A 15,443-nucleotide genomic window follows, 5' to 3' on the forward strand; every position below is an offset into this window, starting at 1 on the left:
TCTGCCATGAGTTTGCATGAAACCTTCGGTCAGCCGTTGCTGACCTTTCCCGATGCGGAAAAAAGCCCCCTGAGCATCCGCGCCAAGGCACTGGTGTTCGTTGATCCACGTTCGCGCCAGTTGCGCCAGGCTCTGGAGCAACTGGCGCCACGCGCAATCCCGGTGTTGATTCGCGGCGAAACCGGCACGGGCAAGGAATTGCTCGCCCGGCACATCCACCGTGAAAGCGATCGTGGCGGGTTGTTCGTCTCGGTCAATTGCGGCGCCATCAGTCCGACTTACGCCGACGCCGAATTGTTCGGCTATGCGGCCGGCAGCTACAGCGGTTCGGCCAGCAGTCGCGCCGGCTGGTTCGGTTCGGCCAACGGCGGCACGCTGTACCTGGATGAAATCGGTGATCTGCCGCTGCCGATCCAGGTCAAACTGCTGGCGGCCCTGGAAAACCACGAGGTCACCCGCGTTGGCGCTCATCAGCCCAGCCCCGTGGACGTGCGGCTGGTGGCGGCCACCAGCATCGACCTGGCGCAAGCGGTAGCCGCCGGCAAATTTCACCAACGGCTTTACCACTACCTCAGCGAAGGCCGTCTCGAACTACCGGCCCTGCGCGAGCGGGTGGGCGATATCCTGCCCCTGGCCGAATACTTCCTGGGCATCTACACCCAGCGCCTCGGCCTGACCATGCCGCTGATCAGCGAGGCGGCCCAGCAGGCGCTTGAGCGGCATAGTTGGCCGGGCAATACCCGCGAACTGGAGAACGTCATTCATTTCGCGTTGCTGGTGAGCACGGAAGAGGAAATCTTGCCGGAGCATTTGAACCTGCCATCCCTGCCCTCGGTACTCGACGCCATCGAGCAGGCAGCAAAGACCCTAGCAAGCGCAACGGCTGCCGAGCGTGTGGCATTCAAGGCGCTGCTTACCCGTCTGGAGCCGCTCCTCTAAAGCCTTGCCGAGAGCATGCTTTATATATGAGTAAAATGAATATGAACTTGAATAAAAGATATTGTTAAGGAATAAAAAATATCGGTATCGTCCGCTTCACGCGAGCGATAGCACTTCGCTTGCACCTCACCCTTTGGCCGTCGTCCATGACGACCGTGATTTTTCGATAAGGACACTGCATGAAAAAGGTTCTGTTGTTCACCGCATTGGCGGCAGCGTTGGCTTCGGGTCTGGCCCAGGCCGCGGAGAAACTGGTGGTAGCGGCGACTCCGGTTCCCCACGCTGAAATCCTCGAGCTGATCAAGCCGGCCCTGGCAAAAGAAGGTGTGGACCTGCAGATCAAGGTCTTCACCGATTACGTGCAGCCCAACGTACAGGTGGATCAGAAGCGTCTGGACGCCAACTACTTCCAGACCCTGCCGTACCTCAAGAACTTCAACGAGGGCAAAGGCACGAATCTGGTTACTGTGATCGGTGTGCACGTCGAGCCGTTTGGTGGCTACTCGAAGAAAGTCAAAAGCCTGGCCGAGCTGAAAGATGGCGCGACCATCGCCATCCCCAACGAAGGCAGCAACAGCGGTCGCGCCCTGATCCTGTTGCAGAAGGCTGGCCTGATCGAACTCAAGGATCCGAAAAACGCCGTGGCGACGCCGAAAGACATCGCCAAGAACCCGCATAACTTCAAGTTCAAGGAACTGGAATCGGCCATGCTGCCGCGGGTGCTGGATCAGGTCGACCTGGACATGATCAACACCAACTACGCTTTGGAAGCGGGTCTCAACCCGGCCAAGGATGCGCTGGTGATCGAGGGTTCGGATTCGCCTTACGTCAACTTCCTGGTGGCCCGTCCGGACAACAAGGACAGCCCGGCCATCCAGAAACTGGCCAAGGCCCTGACCAGTCCTGAAGTGAAGGCATTCATCGAGAAGAAATACAGCGGCGCGGTATTGCCGGCGTTCTGATCGACCCCGCCCTATAAAAAACTGATGTGGCGAGGGAGCAAGCTCCCTCGCCACAAATGGATTGCGGATCTATGCCGCCCTGTTCTTCAGTGCCCGGCGCAGGGCCACGAGCAGTTTGACCATGTCTTGCGGGTCGAGTTGTTGCGGGGCTTTCACGTCGGCCATGTCAATCCTCCTTGTGCGTATCGCCAGCAAGCCTGGCCTTGAGCTGCGGTTCCTTGGCGGCTGTCATCAGACCCGTCCTGCAGCGCTAGGAAAATAGACCGCCTGCAAGGCTTCTGCAAATACCACGGATCAATCCGGCCAGTTCCACGCCGGCGCATCCAGCATTCTCTGGCCGACAATCCCTGTCTGGCCCAGGTCCTTTTCCAGCACGATGCAATTGCAGTCGCCATCCTTTTGCAAGGCCGTGATCAAGCGTCGGGCGTGGGAAACCACCCAGACCTGACAATGCTCCGAAGCCCGGATGATCAAGCGTGCCAGGGCCGGCAACAAGTCCGGGTGCAGGCTGGTCTCCGGTTCGTTGAGCACCATCAACGAAGGAGGTCGCGGGGTGAGCAGTGCGGCGATCAGCAGCAGGTAGCGCAGAGTCCCGTCTGACAATTCGGCGGCGGACAACGGGCGCAGCAAGCCATGCTGGTGAAGCTCGATGCCGAAACGCCCGCCTGGCAGTTTATCGATGTGCAGCCGGGCGCCGGGGAACGCATCGCTGATGGATGCGTGCAGGGCTTGATCGTCTCCGATTTCAAGAATGGTTTGCAGGGCGGCCGCCAGGTCACGTCCGTCGTGGTGCAGCACTGGTGTGCGGGTACCCAGTTGCGGTTGGCGCGCCGGGGCATCGGCGTCGCTGCGAAAATGGTCGTAGAAGCGCCAGCGCCGAATGAACTCGCGCATCTGCAACACCTCCGGCGAGGTGCGCAGGCTGCCGACCTGGTCGAACAGGCTGTCGAAGGTGGGCGTGTGCTGGGCCAGGACGTCCCACGCGCGGCCATCACGGGCACGGATCATGGGGCCGTTGCGATCCACCAATAGGCTGGCCGGACGGAATGTGGGACCGGCCCAGATGCATTCGCGCTTGATTTGAGGGTCCAGGGAAAACGCGGACGAACTCGGTTCCGGCAGGCCGAGGGAAATCGAATAGCTGAAGTCTTCCGCGGCGAATCCCAGGCGCAGGCGTTTGGTATTTATCCGGACCGTAGCGCCGATGGGCACCTCGCCGCTGCGCATGCGCCGGCTGATCACTTCCGGTCCGGCCCAGAACGTCGAGTCCAATCCACCTTCACGGGCCAGGGCATTGACCACTCCACCCTGTGCCGTCTCCGCCAACAGGCGCAGGGCGCGGTACAGGTTGGATTTGCCACTGCCATTGGGGCCGGTGATCAGGTTCAGCCGCCCCAGGGGGACCACCAATGTGTTGATGGATCGGTAGTTGGCCACCGCGAGGGTTTTGAGCATGAGCGATTTCCTGCTGCCTGGTTAGCGTCTGTGCATCCGTGGAACCCTGTTCTAAGCTCACAGTCGTATCGTCACTGGCACATTCGTGCAATGCAAGGAGTCTGCATGGCTGGTCCCCGAAACAAACTGGTTGTTTGCTTGGGTTTGTGTGCGTTGTTGGCGGGATGCGGTGACGAAAAAGTCGGTGAAAAAGCCCTGCCGCGGGTTTTCGTACAGCAAGCCGTGCCTACCGAGTACGCAGCCTCGGTGACCTTGACCGGGGATGTTCAGGCTCGGGTGCAGACCGATCTGTCGTTTCGTGTGGGTGGCAAGATCATCGAGCGCAAGGTCGATGTCGGTGACCGTGTCTCGGCCCGGCAAGTGCTGGCCCGGCTCGACCCTCGGGACTTGCAGACCAACGCTGATTCCGCCGAGGCCCAGGTGGCCGCCGAACAGGCGCGGGTCAAGCAAAGCGCGGCTGCCTTCCTGCGTCAGCAGAAACTCTTGCCCAAGGGCTACACCAGCCAGAGCGAATACGACGCGGCCCAGGCGCAATTGCGCAGCAGCCAGAGCGCACTGGCGGCCGCCCAGGCCCAGTTGGCCAACGCGCGGGAACAACTGAGCTACACCGCGCTGATCGCCGAGGCGCCAGGCATCATCACGGCGCGCCAGGCCGAGGTCGGCCAAGTGGTGCAGGCCACGGAGCCGATCTTCAGCCTGGCCCGGGACGGCGAGCGCGACGCGGTGTTCAATATCTACGAATCGCTGCTGAGCGAACCACCCTCGGATCCGGCCATTGTCATCAGCCTGCTGGATAACCCGACCATCCAGACCACCGGCAAGGTGCGCGAGATCACTCCGGCGGTGTCCGCCGAGACCGGCACCGTACAGGTCAAGGTGACCCTCGACGATTTGCCCGAAGGCATGCGCCTGGGTTCGGTGGTCAGCGCCACCGCCAAGTCCGCAGGCAAGACCGCTGTGGAGTTGCCCTGGTCGGCACTGACCAAGGACCTCAGCGAGCCCGCCGTGTGGCTGGTAGATGGCGAAGGCCGCGCGCAATTGCGTACCGTCACCGTAGGCCGGTACCTGACTGGGAAAGTCATCATCAGCGACGGGCTCAAGGGCGGCGAGACTGTCGTTACGGCCGGTGGGCAATTGCTGCATCCTGGCGTGCGCGTCGAGATCGCTGAAAACACCCGTGACAAACCGCCGGCAGGAGCTCAGCCATGAAGCGCTTGTGGATGGTCCTGGCGAGCCTGGTCCTGGCTGCCTGCTCGAAGGAAGACGCGCCGCCCGAGCCGGTACGTCCGGTGTTGTCCATTGAGGTCCGCGCGCTTGACCAGCAGGCCCTCGGACGCTTCGCCGGGAATATCCAGGCGCGTTACGAGAGCAATGTGGGTTTCCGGGTACCGGGGCGAATTGCCCGCCGTAATGTCGATGTCGGCGCCGAAGTGAAAAAAGGCGACCTGCTGGCGACCCTTGATCCCACCGATCAACAGAACCGGTTGCGTGCCGCCGAGGGCGACCTTGCGCGGATCGAGGCGCAGTACATCAATGCCCAGGCCAATGCCCGTCGCCAGCAACAGTTATTCGATCGGGGTGTCGGTGCCCAGGCGCAACTGGACGTCGCCCAGACCGACCTGAAAACCACCGGCGCTTCCCTCGAACAGGCCCGGGCGGCGGTGGAGCAGGCCCGTGACCAGCTCAACTACAGCGAGCTGCGCACCGACCATGACGCCGTTGTCACGGCTTGGACAGCAGAGGCCGGGCAGGTGGTTACCGCCGGCCAACAAGTGGTGACCCTGGCCCGCCCGGACATCAAGGAGGCGGTGATCGACCTGCCGGCCGGGCTGGTCGAACGTCTGCCCGAGGGCGTGGTGTTCGAAGTCGCAGCGCAACTGGACCCGAGCATCCGCACCACCGCCACCGTGCGCGAGATCGAGCCCCAGGCCCAGAGTGCCACGCGCACCCGCCGCGCGCGCCTGACCTTGACCGACACCCCGTCCGGCCTGCGCCTGGGCACGGCCATCAGCGTGACGCTGAGCTCGGCCATCGATCCTCGCATCGAGTTGCCGCTCAGTGCGTTGCAGGAGGTCGATGGCAAGGCGCGGATCTGGCTCGTCGACCCGCAGACCCAGACCGTCTCCCCTCGTGAAGTGAAAATACTCGAACGTTCGGCCGACTCGGTGCTGGTGGCCAACGGTATCAAGTCCGGCGATCGCGTGGTCAGCGCCGGCGTCAACAGCCTCCAGCCAGGGCAGAAAGTGAAACTCGACGAGGACGCGCGATGAAAGGGCCTTTCAACCTGTCCGAATGGGCTCTGCGGCATCAGTCGTTTGTCTGGTACCTGATGTTCGTTGCGTTGCTGATGGGGGTATTTTCCTACGTGAACCTGGGTCGCGAAGAAGACCCGTCGTTCACCATCAAGACCATGATCATCCAGACCCGGTGGCCGGGCGCGACCCAGGAGGAGACCCTCAAGCAGGTCACCGACCGTATCGAGAAAAAACTCGAAGAGCTCGATTCCCTCGACTACGTCAAAAGCTACACCCGGCCGGGCGAGTCGACGGTATTCGTGTATCTGCGCGACACCACCAGCGCCAAGGACATCCCCGAGATCTGGTACCAGGTGCGCAAGAAGATCAACGATATTCGTGGCGACTTCCCCGAGGGCTTGCAGGGGCCGGGTTTCAACGACGAGTTCGGCGACGTGTACGGTTCGGTGTATGCCTTTACCGGCGACGGCCTGTCGATGCGCCAGTTGCGTGACTACGTGGAACAGGTACGGGCCGAGATCCGCGACGTGCCCGGCCTGGGCAAGGTGGAAATGCTCGGCGAGCAGAATGAAGTGCTGTACCTGAATTTCTCCACGCGCAAACTCGCTGCATTGGGCATCGACCAGCGCCAGGTGGTGCAGAGTCTGCAATCCCAGAACGCGGTGACGCCTGCCGGGGTGATCGATGCCGGCCCGGAGCGGATTTCCGTGCGCACATCCGGGCAGTTCCAGTCGGAGAAGGATCTGGCCAACGTCAACCTGCGACTCAATGACCGGTTCTATCGACTGGCCGACATTGCCGAGATCAGCCGTGGCTACGTCGATCCGGCTACGCCGCTGTTCCGTTTCAACGGTACGCCGGCCATCGGCCTGGCCATCGCCATGAAAAAGGGCGGCAACATCCAGGAATTCGGCAAGGCGCTGCATGCCCGCATGACCGAACTGACCGCCGACCTGCCGGTGGGCATCGGCGTGCATACGGTGTCGGACCAGGCCGAAGTGGTGCAGGAGGCGGTCGGCGGCTTTACCAGCGCCTTGTTCGAGGCGGTGGTGATCGTGCTGGTGGTCAGCTTCATCAGTCTGGGCATACGCGCCGGGCTGGTGGTGGCCTGCTCGATTCCCCTGGTGCTGGCGATGGTTTTTGTGTTCATGGAATACAGCGGCATCACCATGCAGCGGATCTCCCTCGGCGCCTTGATCATCGCCCTCGGCCTGCTGGTGGATGACGCGATGATCACCGTGGAAATGATGGTTACGCGCCTGGAAAAAGGTGAAACCAAGGAGCAGGCCGCGACCTTCGCCTACACCTCGACCGCGTTCCCGATGCTCACCGGCACCCTCGTCACCGTTGCCGGTTTCGTGCCTATCGGCCTGAACGCCAGTTCCGCCGGCGAGTACACCTTTACCCTGTTCGCGGTGATCGCCGTGGCGATGCTGGTGTCCTGGATCGTCGCGGTGCTGTTCGCCCCGGTGATCGGCGTGCACATCCTCAGCACCAACGTGAAACCCCACGATGCCGAGCCGGGGCGCATCGGCCGGGCGTTCAATGGCGGCCTGCTGTGGGCGATGCGCAATCGCTGGTGGGCCATCGGCATCACCGTGCTGCTGTTCGTGCTGGCGGTGTTCTGCATGCGCTTCGTGCAGAACCAGTTTTTCCCGTCTTCGGACCGGCCGGAGATCCTGGTGGACCTCAACCTGCCACAGAACGCTTCGATGGACGAGACGCGCAAGGCCGTCGACCGTCTGGAGGCGACCCTCAAGGGCGATCCGGACATCGAGCGTTGGAGCACCTACATCGGCGAAGGTGCGATTCGTTTCTACCTGCCGCTGGACCAGCAACTGCAGAACCCCTACTACGCGCAACTGGTGATCGTCAGCAAGGGACTGGAGTCGCGCACGGCTCTCACCGAGCGCCTGCAAAAACGCCTGCGCGAGGACTTCGTCGGCATTGGCAGCTACGTGCAGGCCCTGGAAATGGGGCCGCCGGTAGGACGACCGATCCAGTACCGGGTCAGCGGCAAGGACATCGACCAGGTGCGCAAGCATGCCATCGAACTGGCCACCGAGCTGGACAAGAACGAGCACATTGGCGAAATCATTTACGACTGGAACGAGCCGGGCAAGGTCCTGCGCATCGACATCGCCCAGGACAAGGCGCGGCAACTGGGCTTGTCTTCGGACGATATAGCGCGACTGATGAACAGCATCGTCAGCGGATCGCCGGTCACCCAGGTCGACGATGACATCTACCTGATCAACGTAGTCGGGCGTGCCGTAGACAGTGAACGAGGTTCGCCGGAAACCTTGCAGAACCTGCAGATCGTCACGCCGGGCGGCACGTCGATTCCGTTGCTGGCGTTCGCCACGGTGCGCTATGAACTGGAGCAGCCACTGGTGTGGCGTCGCGACCGCAAGCCCACGATCACCATCAAGGCTGCGGTGCGCGATGCAATCCAGCCCACCGACCTGGTGAAACAGTTGCAGCCGGACATCGACAAGTTCGCCGCCGGCTTGCCCGTGGGCTACAAGGTCGCCACCGGGGGGACGGTGGAGGAGAGCGGCAAGGCCCAGGGGCCGATTGCCAGTGTCGTGCCGCTGATGCTGTTCCTGATGGCGACGTTCCTGATGATCCAGCTGCACAGCGTGCAGAAACTGTTCCTGGTGGCCAGCGTCGCGCCCCTCGGATTGATTGGCGTGGTTCTGGCGCTGGTCCCGACCGGCACGCCCATGGGCTTTGTGGCGATCCTGGGAATCCTTGCGCTGATTGGCATCATTATCCGCAACTCGGTGATTCTGGTTACCCAGATCGATGAGTACGAGCGTGACGGATATGAGCCCTGGGATGCGGTGGTGGAAGCCACCCAACACCGGCGGCGACCGATCCTGCTCACGGCAGCTGCGGCGAGCCTGGGGATGATCCCGATTGCTCGGGAAGTGTTCTGGGGGCCGATGGCCTACGCGATGATCGGCGGGATCATCATCGCCACGCTGCTGACTTTGCTGTTCCTGCCGGCGTTGTATGTGGCTTGGTACAAGATTCGCGAGCCGCGCAAGTCATAGGGCTGCTGTGCAGCCCATCGCGAGCAGGCTCGCTCCCACAGTGACTTGTGATCCACTGTGGGAGCGAGCCTGCTCGCGATGGGGCCTGTCCGATCACCCGGAATTTTTCATTTGCGCAACAACCGCAACCCATTGAACACCACCAGCAAACTCACCCCCATGTCGGCAAACACCGCCATCCACATGGTGGCGAACCCGGCAAAGGTGACGCCGAGGAAGATCGCCTTGATCACCAGCGCCAGGGCGATGTTCTGTTTCAGGATGCTTGAGGTTTGCCGCGAGAGGCGGATGAAGGCCGGGATCTTGCGCAGGTCATCGTCCATCAAGGCGACATCGGCGGTCTCGATGGCCGTATCGGTGCCGGCCGCCGCCATGGCGAAGCCGATTTCCGCTCGGGCCAGGGCGGGGGCGTCGTTGATGCCGTCGCCCACCATGCCGACCCGGTGACCCTGGGCGTACAGGTTTTCGATGGCCTGCAGCTTGTCCCCCGGCAGCAGGTCGCCTCGCGCCTGATCCATGCCGACCTGGCCGGCAATCGCTTCGGCGGTGTGGGCGTTGTCGCCGGTGAGCATCAGGGTCTTGATGCCCAGTTCATGCAACTGCCGGATGGCTTCACGGCTGGAGTCCTTCACGGTGTCGGCCACGGCGAACAGCGCCAGGGGGCCCGAGCCGTCGAGCAGCAGCACCACGGACTTGCCTTGTTTTTCCAGGGCGAAGAGTTTCTCCTCCAGTTCCGGGGAACACAGACCCAGGTCTTCCACCAGGCGATGATTACCCAAGTGGTAGGTCTGGCCATTGATATCGCCGCGAACCCCACGACCCGGGAGGGCTTCGAAGTTATCCACAGGCTGCGGCGTCGATTGCTTATCCACAGCGGCGATGGCTCGGGACACCGGGTGGTCGGAACGGGCGGCGAGGCTGGCGGCCAGGGCCGGGGCGGTGGTTTCCACGGTCGGGCCCAGCGCCATGTAGTCGGTCTGTATCGGTTTGCCGTGGGTGATCGTGCCGGTCTTGTCCAGGGCCAGGTAGTCGAGCTTGTAGCCGCCCTCCAGGTACACGCCGCCCTTGACCAGGATGCCTTTGCGCGCGGCCGCGGCAAGACCGCTGACGATGGTCACCGGGGTGGAGATCACCAGCGCACAGGGGCAGGCCACCACCAACAGCACCAGGGCCCGATAGATCCAGTCGAACCACGCCGCACCCATCAACAGTGGCGGGATGACGGTTACCGCCAGCGCCAGGGCAAACACTGCCGGGGTATAGATTTTCGAGAATCGATCGACGAAGCGTTGGGTCGGCGCGCGGGAGCCCTGGGCCTGCTCCACGGCGTGGATGATCCGTGCCAGGGTGGAGTGGTCGGCCGCCGCGGTCACGCGGTATTCCAGCTCGCCGGCCTGGTTGATGGTGCCGGCGAACACTTTATCGCCCACGGTTTTTTCCACCGGCAGGCTTTCACCGGTGATCGGCGCCTGGTCGATGGTCGAACGACCGGCCACCACTTCACCGTCCAGCCCGACGCGCTCGCCGGGGCGAATCCGTACCCGGGCGCCGAGGACGATGGCCTTGACCTCTTGCACCTGCCACGTGCCATCGGCCTGTTGTACCGTGGCCTGTTCCGGGGCCATCTGCATCAAGCCGCTGATGGCATTGCGCGCCCGGTCGAGGGACTTGGCTTCGATCAGCTCCGCCACGGTGAACAGGAACATCACCATCGCCGCTTCCGGCCATTGGCCGATCAGCACTGCGCCGGTCACGGCGATGCTCATCAATGCATTGATGTTCAGGTTGAGGTTCTTCAGGGCGATCCAGCCCTTCTTGTAGGTGCCCAGGCCGCCACTGAGGATCGACACCAGTGCTACCACGGCGACCACCCAACCTGGCGCGGCATTGGTGAAGTGGATCAGCTCGGCTCCCAGGGCCGTGACGCCGGACAGCGCCAGTGGCCACCAGGGTTTGGTCGGGGCCGGCAAATTGCTGGTCTGTTGCTCCTGGCCCGGTTTCAGCGGTTCGGCCTGCATGCCGAGGGACTGGATTGCACTGATGATCGGCCCATCGTCGGGCAGGTCATGTGTCACACCCAATACGCGATTGATCAGGTTGAATTCCAGCTGCTGCACGCCTTCGAGTTTGCCGAGCTTGTTCTGGATCAGTGTCTGTTCGGTGGGGCAGTCCATCGCTTCAATGCGAAAACTGCTCAGCCGGGCACCGTCCGTCGGCGCTTTACCGAGGTTGACCACGGACGGCGCTGCTTTCGAAGCGCAGCAGGAATGCCCGTGGTCATGGCCGTGAACGGGCTTGTGGATGTGAAGGGAATCGCTCATTGGGTGACGTCCATGAAAAGTGCTTGTTGCACAGTAAAGACCCTGTAGCCACTATAGGGTCAAGCACCTGTTCAGGAGGCAATGCCATGAAAATCGGCGAGCTGGCGAAAATCACTGACTGCCAAGTCGAAACCATCCGTTATTACGAGCGCGAAGGTCTGCTGCCGGAGCCGGCCCGCAGCGACGGCAATTACCGCGTCTACACCCAGGCCCACGCCGAGCGGCTGACGTTTATCCGCAACTGCCGCACCTTGGACATGACCCTGGAAGAAATCCGCAGCTTGCTGGCCCTGCGCGACAGTCCCCAAGACCAGTGCGAGAGCGTCAACGCGCTGGTCGACGAACATATTCTTCACGTCAAGGCTCGCATCGATGGCCTGCTGGCCTTGCAGGCACAACTGATCGACCTGCGCCGTCGTTGCGGCGAAGGGCCGGATCCGGACCAATGCGGGATCTTGCAGCGCCTGGAAGTGAGCGGAGCGGTGGCGCCGGAGGTGGAACATTCACATGTGGGGCGCAGTCACGGGCATTGAGTGCCTAGCCCCGAAATGGCGAACCCTGTGGGAGCGAGCCTGCTCGCGATTGCGGTGGGTCAGCCAACACTTCTGTGTCTGATATACCGCAATCGCGAGCAGGCTCGCTCCCACAGGGATAGTGGTGTGCTTTAGACCGCCATCGGCGCGGTCATCGGCGCATGGTGCTGGTAGCCTTCAAGGGAGAAGTCGCTCGGCTCCACCTGTTCCAGCCACTCGGGCTGGTACACGCCCGTCTTGGCGAACTCCGGTACCCGCTCGGAAATCACCAGCCTTGGCATCGGGAACGGCTCGCGGGTGAGTTGTTCCTTGAGCATGTCCAAGTGGTTTTCGTAGACGTGGGCGTCACCGATGAAATAGGTGAACCAGCGCGGCGTGTAGCCGGTCAGGCGGCCGATCAGGCTCAGCAGGGCGGCGCCTTCGGTGAGGTTGAACGGCGTGCCCAGCCCCAGGTCGTTGGAGCGGATGTAGAGGGTCAGGGAAATTTCCTTCGTCTCGACATTCGGGTGGAACTGATACAGCAGATGGCACGGCGGCAGGGCCATTTCATCGAGCTGGGCGCAGTTCCAGCCGTGGAACAGGATGCGGCGGCTGCCCGGGTCCTTGATGATGGTGTCGACACACTGGCGAACCTGGTCGATAGCCTTGTACAGCACCACGTAGGCCTGGCCGTTTTCCTCGCCTTCGGCAATCTGCCGGTAACCCTGGGCCAGGGTCTGCTCGATGGCCGCCGGATTGCTCACGGGGATCTGCTTGTAGGCCGGCCATTTGCGCCACTGCACGCCGTAGATCTCGCCCAGGTCGTCTTCGCCCTGGCGGAACGGGTTGGCCAGCCACTGGGCGTTTTCGTTGGCGTTCTGGTCCCAGACCTTGCAGCCCAGGGCACGGAATTCGGCAGCGTTGTTGACTCCACGGAGAAAACCGCACATCTCGCCGATAGCCGATTTGAATGCCATCTTGCGGGTGGTGATGGCGGGGAAACCGTCCTTCAAGTCATAGCGCAGCATCGCACCAGGAAAGCTGATGGTGTTCACGCCCGTGCGGTTGGCCTGCTTGGTGCCGTTCTTGATGACATGGGCCACCAGATCGAGATATTGCTTCATGGATTACCTGTGTCCTTGAACCCGAGGCCAGCGCCTCGGGGTCCGAATTTTTTAAGCCTTGGCCGCCGCAGCCGGCGCACGATGATAAGCCAGCCAGATCAGTACCAGGCCACCGACGATCATCGGCAGGCACAGTACCTGGCCCATGGTCAGCCAGTTCCACGCCAGATAGCCAAGCTGGGCGTCCGGTACGCGGACGAACTCGACGATGAAGCGGAAGATCCCGTAGAACAGCGCGAACATGCCTGACACCGCCATGGTCGGCCGTGGCTTGCGCGAGAACAGCCAGAGAATCAGGAACAGGGCTACGCCTTCAAGGGCGAACTGGTACAGCTGCGACGGATGGCGCGGCAACTGCGCGGGGTCGCTGAACGGCGGGAAGATCATTGCCCACGGCACGTCGGTCGGCTTGCCCCACAATTCGGCGTTGATGAAGTTGCCGATGCGTCCGGCGCCCAGGCCGATCGGCACCATTGGCGCGACGAAGTCCATCAGTTCGAAGAACGACTTGTTGTTGCGCTTGCCGAACCACACCGCCGCCAGCATCACACCGATGAAGCCACCGTGGAACGACATGCCGCCCTTCCAGACCTCGAAGATCAGCGTTGGGTTCGCCAGGTAGGCGCTCAGATCATAGAACAGCACATAGCCCAGGCGTCCGCCGACGATCACTCCCATGGAGAGCCAGAACACCAGGTCGGAGAGCTTTTCCTTGTTCCAGGTCGGGTCGAAACGGTTGAGCCGTCGCGACGCCAGCAGCCAGGCACCGCCGATGCCGACCAGGTACATCAGGCCGTACCAGTGGATTTTCAGCGGGCCGATGGCCAGGGCCACCGGATCGATCTGCGGGTAAGGCAGCATTGATATTCCTCGTAAACGTCAAAAATATGCGGGTGACCCTGTCACCCCGGGATTAAGCCAGGATTGCGTCAGAGCAGGAAACTCAGGCCCACGCAGAACAGCAAAGCCGCGAACAGCCGCTTGAGCAAGCGCGGCGACAGGCGATGGGCCAGTCGCGCGCCGAAGCGGGCGAAGACCATGCTCGTCAGGGCAATGCCCAGCAGCGCCGGCAAATACACAAAACCGAGACTATGGGCCGGCAACAGTGGATCGTGCCAGCCCAGAATCATGAAACTTAACGCACTGACCAGGGCGATCGGCAAGCCGCAGGCCGAGGAGGTGGCCACCGCCTGCTGCATGGGCACGCTGCGCCAGGTCAGGAACGGCACGGTCAGCGAGCCGCCACCGATGCCGAAAATCGCCGAGGCCCAGCCGACGGCCGTGCCGGCCAGGGTCAATCCGGCCTTGCCAGGTACCGTGCGGCTGGCCTTGGGTTTGAAATCCAGGGCCAGTTGCGCGGCGACGATCATGGCGAACACGCCGATGATCTTTTGCAGGTGCGGGCCGGAAATCGCTTCGGCGGTGACAGCACCGAAACCGGCCCCGATCAGGATCCCGACGGTCATCCAGGCGAAGATCGGCCAGCGTACCGCGCCTTTGCGCTGGTGTTCGCGCACGGCATTGACCGAGGTGAAGATGATCGAGGCCAGGGACGTACCGACGGCCAGGTGGGTCAATACCTGCGGGTCGAAACCCTGCAAGGTGAAGCTGAACACCAGCACCGGGACGATGATCATCCCGCCACCCACGCCGAACAACCCGGCCAGCACCCCGGCGCAGGCACCGAGCAGCAGATAGATCACGAATTCCACCAGCGTCCCCCACCCATCCCCGAAACAAGAGCGGCATGGTAACGGATCCATGCCCTTGGGCTCTACTGAAGGCGATGGATGCGCGGGCGATGTGTCGGTTAGAGTGGAAGTTGATCCGACACAAACCCTGTGGCGAGGGATTTATCTGTGGCGAGGGGATTTATGCCCGCTGGGGCGCGAAGCGGCCCTAAAATCGGACACCCCGGTGTGCCAGATAAATTGCTTTGGGGCTGCTGTGCAGCCCAGCGGGGATAAATCCCCTCGCCACAGGGATTGTGTTCGGCATTGTTGAGTGGGGGACTACCTGATGTGCCTGATCGTATTTGCCTGGCGACCTGGTCACGCCCAACCGCTGATCGTGGCGGCCAATCGTGACGAGTTCTACGCACGCCCGACCCTGCCCCTGGCCCAGTGGCCCGATGCTTCCCATGTCTACGCCGGTCGCGACCTGGAAGCCGGCGGCACCTGGCTCGGTATCGGCGCCGACGGTCGCTTTGCGGCCCTGACGAATATCCGTGACCCAGGCCAATTGCCGGCGTTCAAGTCTCGGGGCGAACTGGTGGCCCGGTTTCTGACCGGAACTCTGCCGATCACCGACTACTTGAGTGAAATCGTGCCTCGTGCCGGCGAGTATGGCGGGTTCAACCTGTTGCTCGGTGACGGCAGCGAACTGTGGCACTACAACGCCCGCGATGTCCGGCCGCAGCGACTGGCCGAAGGTGTCTACGGGTTGTCGAACGCCGGCTTGAACACGCCTTGGCCCAAGCTGCTCAAGGCCCGGACGGCACTGGTCGAGGTGCTTGCCGATCCGCAGCCCCAGGATTTGCTGGCGCTACTGAACGACCCGCAACCGGCACCCGTGGCGGAACTGCCGGATACCGGCGTGGGGTTGGCGACCGAGATGCTGCTGTCGAGTGTGTTCATCGCCAGCCCGGCGTATGGGACGCGGGCCAGTACGGCGTTGATTGTCCAGGCCGATGGGACGCAACACATGGTCGAGCGCAGCTTCGGGCCCCATGGGGGGCACTTGGGGGAGGTCGAGGTCAGGGTTTAGTGTTGTGGTGACTGCGCTGGCCTCATCGCGAGCAGGCTCGCTCCCACACT

The 15,443-nt window shown here is 62.6% G+C and carries 12 protein-coding genes; 7 read left to right on the top strand and 5 right to left on the bottom strand.

What is annotated here, in order from left to right:
- Window positions 1-6: 6 nt before the first annotated feature.
- Both FGE05_RS15290 and FGE05_RS15295 read left to right on the top strand, forming a co-directional pair.
- On the top strand, window positions 7-939 hold the full coding sequence (locus FGE05_RS15290; protein WP_139646191.1) for a sigma 54-interacting transcriptional regulator: 933 nt from the start codon (window positions 7-9) through the stop codon (window positions 937-939).
- Window positions 940-1,118: 179 nt separating this feature from the next.
- Entirely contained in the window at window positions 1,119-1,901 is a 783-nt protein-coding gene (locus tag FGE05_RS15295; RefSeq protein ID WP_055137035.1) for a MetQ/NlpA family ABC transporter substrate-binding protein, read from the top strand.
- Between the two features lie 294 nt (window positions 1,902-2,195).
- On the opposite strand, the gene FGE05_RS15300 is transcribed toward FGE05_RS15295, so the two are convergent.
- Window positions 2,196-3,356 (bottom strand): AAA family ATPase, encoded by a 1,161-nt coding sequence (locus FGE05_RS15300; protein WP_139646193.1) that lies wholly within the window; start codon window positions 3,354-3,356, stop codon window positions 2,196-2,198.
- 105 nt (window positions 3,357-3,461) lie between these two features.
- On the opposite strand from FGE05_RS15300, the gene FGE05_RS15305 reads away from it, so the two are divergent.
- Genes FGE05_RS15305 through FGE05_RS15315 form a run of 3 tightly spaced genes read left to right on the top strand, consistent with a single transcriptional unit; the run spans window position 3,462 to window position 8,670 of the window.
- On the top strand, window positions 3,462-4,565 hold the full coding sequence (locus tag FGE05_RS15305; protein WP_139646195.1) for an efflux RND transporter periplasmic adaptor subunit: 1,104 nt from the start codon (window positions 3,462-3,464) through the stop codon (window positions 4,563-4,565).
- Window positions 4,562-5,626, top strand: coding sequence for an efflux RND transporter periplasmic adaptor subunit (locus tag FGE05_RS15310; RefSeq protein WP_139646197.1), 1,065 nt, complete (start codon window positions 4,562-4,564; stop codon window positions 5,624-5,626). The genes FGE05_RS15305 and FGE05_RS15310 overlap by 4 nt, the downstream gene beginning before the upstream one ends.
- Window positions 5,623-8,670: an efflux RND transporter permease subunit gene (locus tag FGE05_RS15315; RefSeq protein ID WP_139646199.1), complete on the top strand. Its 3,048-nt coding sequence runs from the start codon at window positions 5,623-5,625 to the stop codon at window positions 8,668-8,670. Before FGE05_RS15310 ends, FGE05_RS15315 begins: the two co-directional genes overlap by 4 nt.
- A gap of 107 nt (window positions 8,671-8,777) precedes the next feature.
- Here the strand turns inward: FGE05_RS15315 and FGE05_RS15320 are convergent, their stop codons facing one another.
- Window positions 8,778-10,991 carry a heavy metal translocating P-type ATPase gene (locus tag FGE05_RS15320; RefSeq protein ID WP_139646201.1) on the bottom strand — a complete coding sequence of 738 codons (2,214 nt, stop codon included), beginning with the start codon at window positions 10,989-10,991 and terminating at the stop codon, window positions 8,778-8,780.
- An 86-nt stretch (window positions 10,992-11,077) separates the two neighbouring features.
- On the opposite strand from FGE05_RS15320, the gene cadR reads away from it, so the two are divergent.
- Window positions 11,078-11,524, top strand: a complete 447-nt coding sequence (cadR, locus tag FGE05_RS15325) for a Cd(II)/Pb(II)-responsive transcriptional regulator (protein ID WP_041021508.1) — start codon at window positions 11,078-11,080, stop codon at window positions 11,522-11,524.
- Window positions 11,525-11,655: 131 nt separating this feature from the next.
- Here the strand turns inward: cadR and FGE05_RS15330 are convergent, their stop codons facing one another.
- The 3 genes from FGE05_RS15330 to FGE05_RS15340 form a co-directional block, all read right to left on the bottom strand.
- Complete coding sequence (locus FGE05_RS15330) at window positions 11,656-12,627, bottom strand: thymidylate synthase (RefSeq protein ID WP_139646203.1); 972 nt, start codon at window positions 12,625-12,627, stop codon at window positions 11,656-11,658.
- A 51-nt stretch (window positions 12,628-12,678) separates the two neighbouring features.
- The gene (gene lgt / locus FGE05_RS15335) at window positions 12,679-13,488 is read right to left on the bottom strand and encodes a prolipoprotein diacylglyceryl transferase (protein WP_041021510.1); all 810 of its coding nucleotides are present in this window, start codon (window positions 13,486-13,488) and stop codon (window positions 12,679-12,681) included.
- A gap of 68 nt (window positions 13,489-13,556) precedes the next feature.
- Window positions 13,557-14,339, bottom strand: a complete 783-nt coding sequence (locus FGE05_RS15340) for a sulfite exporter TauE/SafE family protein (protein WP_139646205.1) — start codon at window positions 14,337-14,339, stop codon at window positions 13,557-13,559.
- Window positions 14,340-14,646: 307 nt separating this feature from the next.
- On the opposite strand from FGE05_RS15340, the gene FGE05_RS15345 reads away from it, so the two are divergent.
- Entirely contained in the window at window positions 14,647-15,393 is a 747-nt protein-coding gene (locus FGE05_RS15345) for an NRDE family protein (RefSeq protein WP_139646207.1), read from the top strand.
- Window positions 15,394-15,443 lie beyond the last annotated feature (50 nt).

This window comes from Pseudomonas sp. ICMP22404, assembly GCF_006227205.1.
GTDB lineage: Bacteria > Pseudomonadota > Gammaproteobacteria > Pseudomonadales > Pseudomonadaceae > Aquipseudomonas.

Coding starts and splice junctions, on each gene's coding strand:
- FGE05_RS15300 (WP_139646193.1), bottom strand. CDS start 3,356: ATGCTCAAAACCCTCGCGGTGGCCAACTACCGATCCATCAACACATTG.
- FGE05_RS15310 (WP_139646197.1), top strand. CDS start 4,562: ATGAAGCGCTTGTGGATGGTCCTGGCGAGCCTGGTCCTGGCTGCCTGC.
- FGE05_RS15290 (WP_139646191.1), top strand. CDS start 7: ATGAGTTTGCATGAAACCTTCGGTCAGCCGTTGCTGACCTTTCCCGAT.
- FGE05_RS15305 (WP_139646195.1), top strand. CDS start 3,462: ATGGCTGGTCCCCGAAACAAACTGGTTGTTTGCTTGGGTTTGTGTGCG.
- FGE05_RS15330 (WP_139646203.1), bottom strand. CDS start 12,627: ATGAAGCAATATCTCGATCTGGTGGCCCATGTCATCAAGAACGGCACC.
- FGE05_RS15315 (WP_139646199.1), top strand. CDS start 5,623: ATGAAAGGGCCTTTCAACCTGTCCGAATGGGCTCTGCGGCATCAGTCG.
- lgt (WP_041021510.1), bottom strand. CDS start 13,488: ATGCTGCCTTACCCGCAGATCGATCCGGTGGCCCTGGCCATCGGCCCG.
- FGE05_RS15295 (WP_055137035.1), top strand. CDS start 1,119: ATGAAAAAGGTTCTGTTGTTCACCGCATTGGCGGCAGCGTTGGCTTCG.
- FGE05_RS15345 (WP_139646207.1), top strand. CDS start 14,647: ATGTGCCTGATCGTATTTGCCTGGCGACCTGGTCACGCCCAACCGCTG.
- cadR (WP_041021508.1), top strand. CDS start 11,078: ATGAAAATCGGCGAGCTGGCGAAAATCACTGACTGCCAAGTCGAAACC.
- FGE05_RS15320 (WP_139646201.1), bottom strand. CDS start 10,991: ATGAGCGATTCCCTTCACATCCACAAGCCCGTTCACGGCCATGACCAC.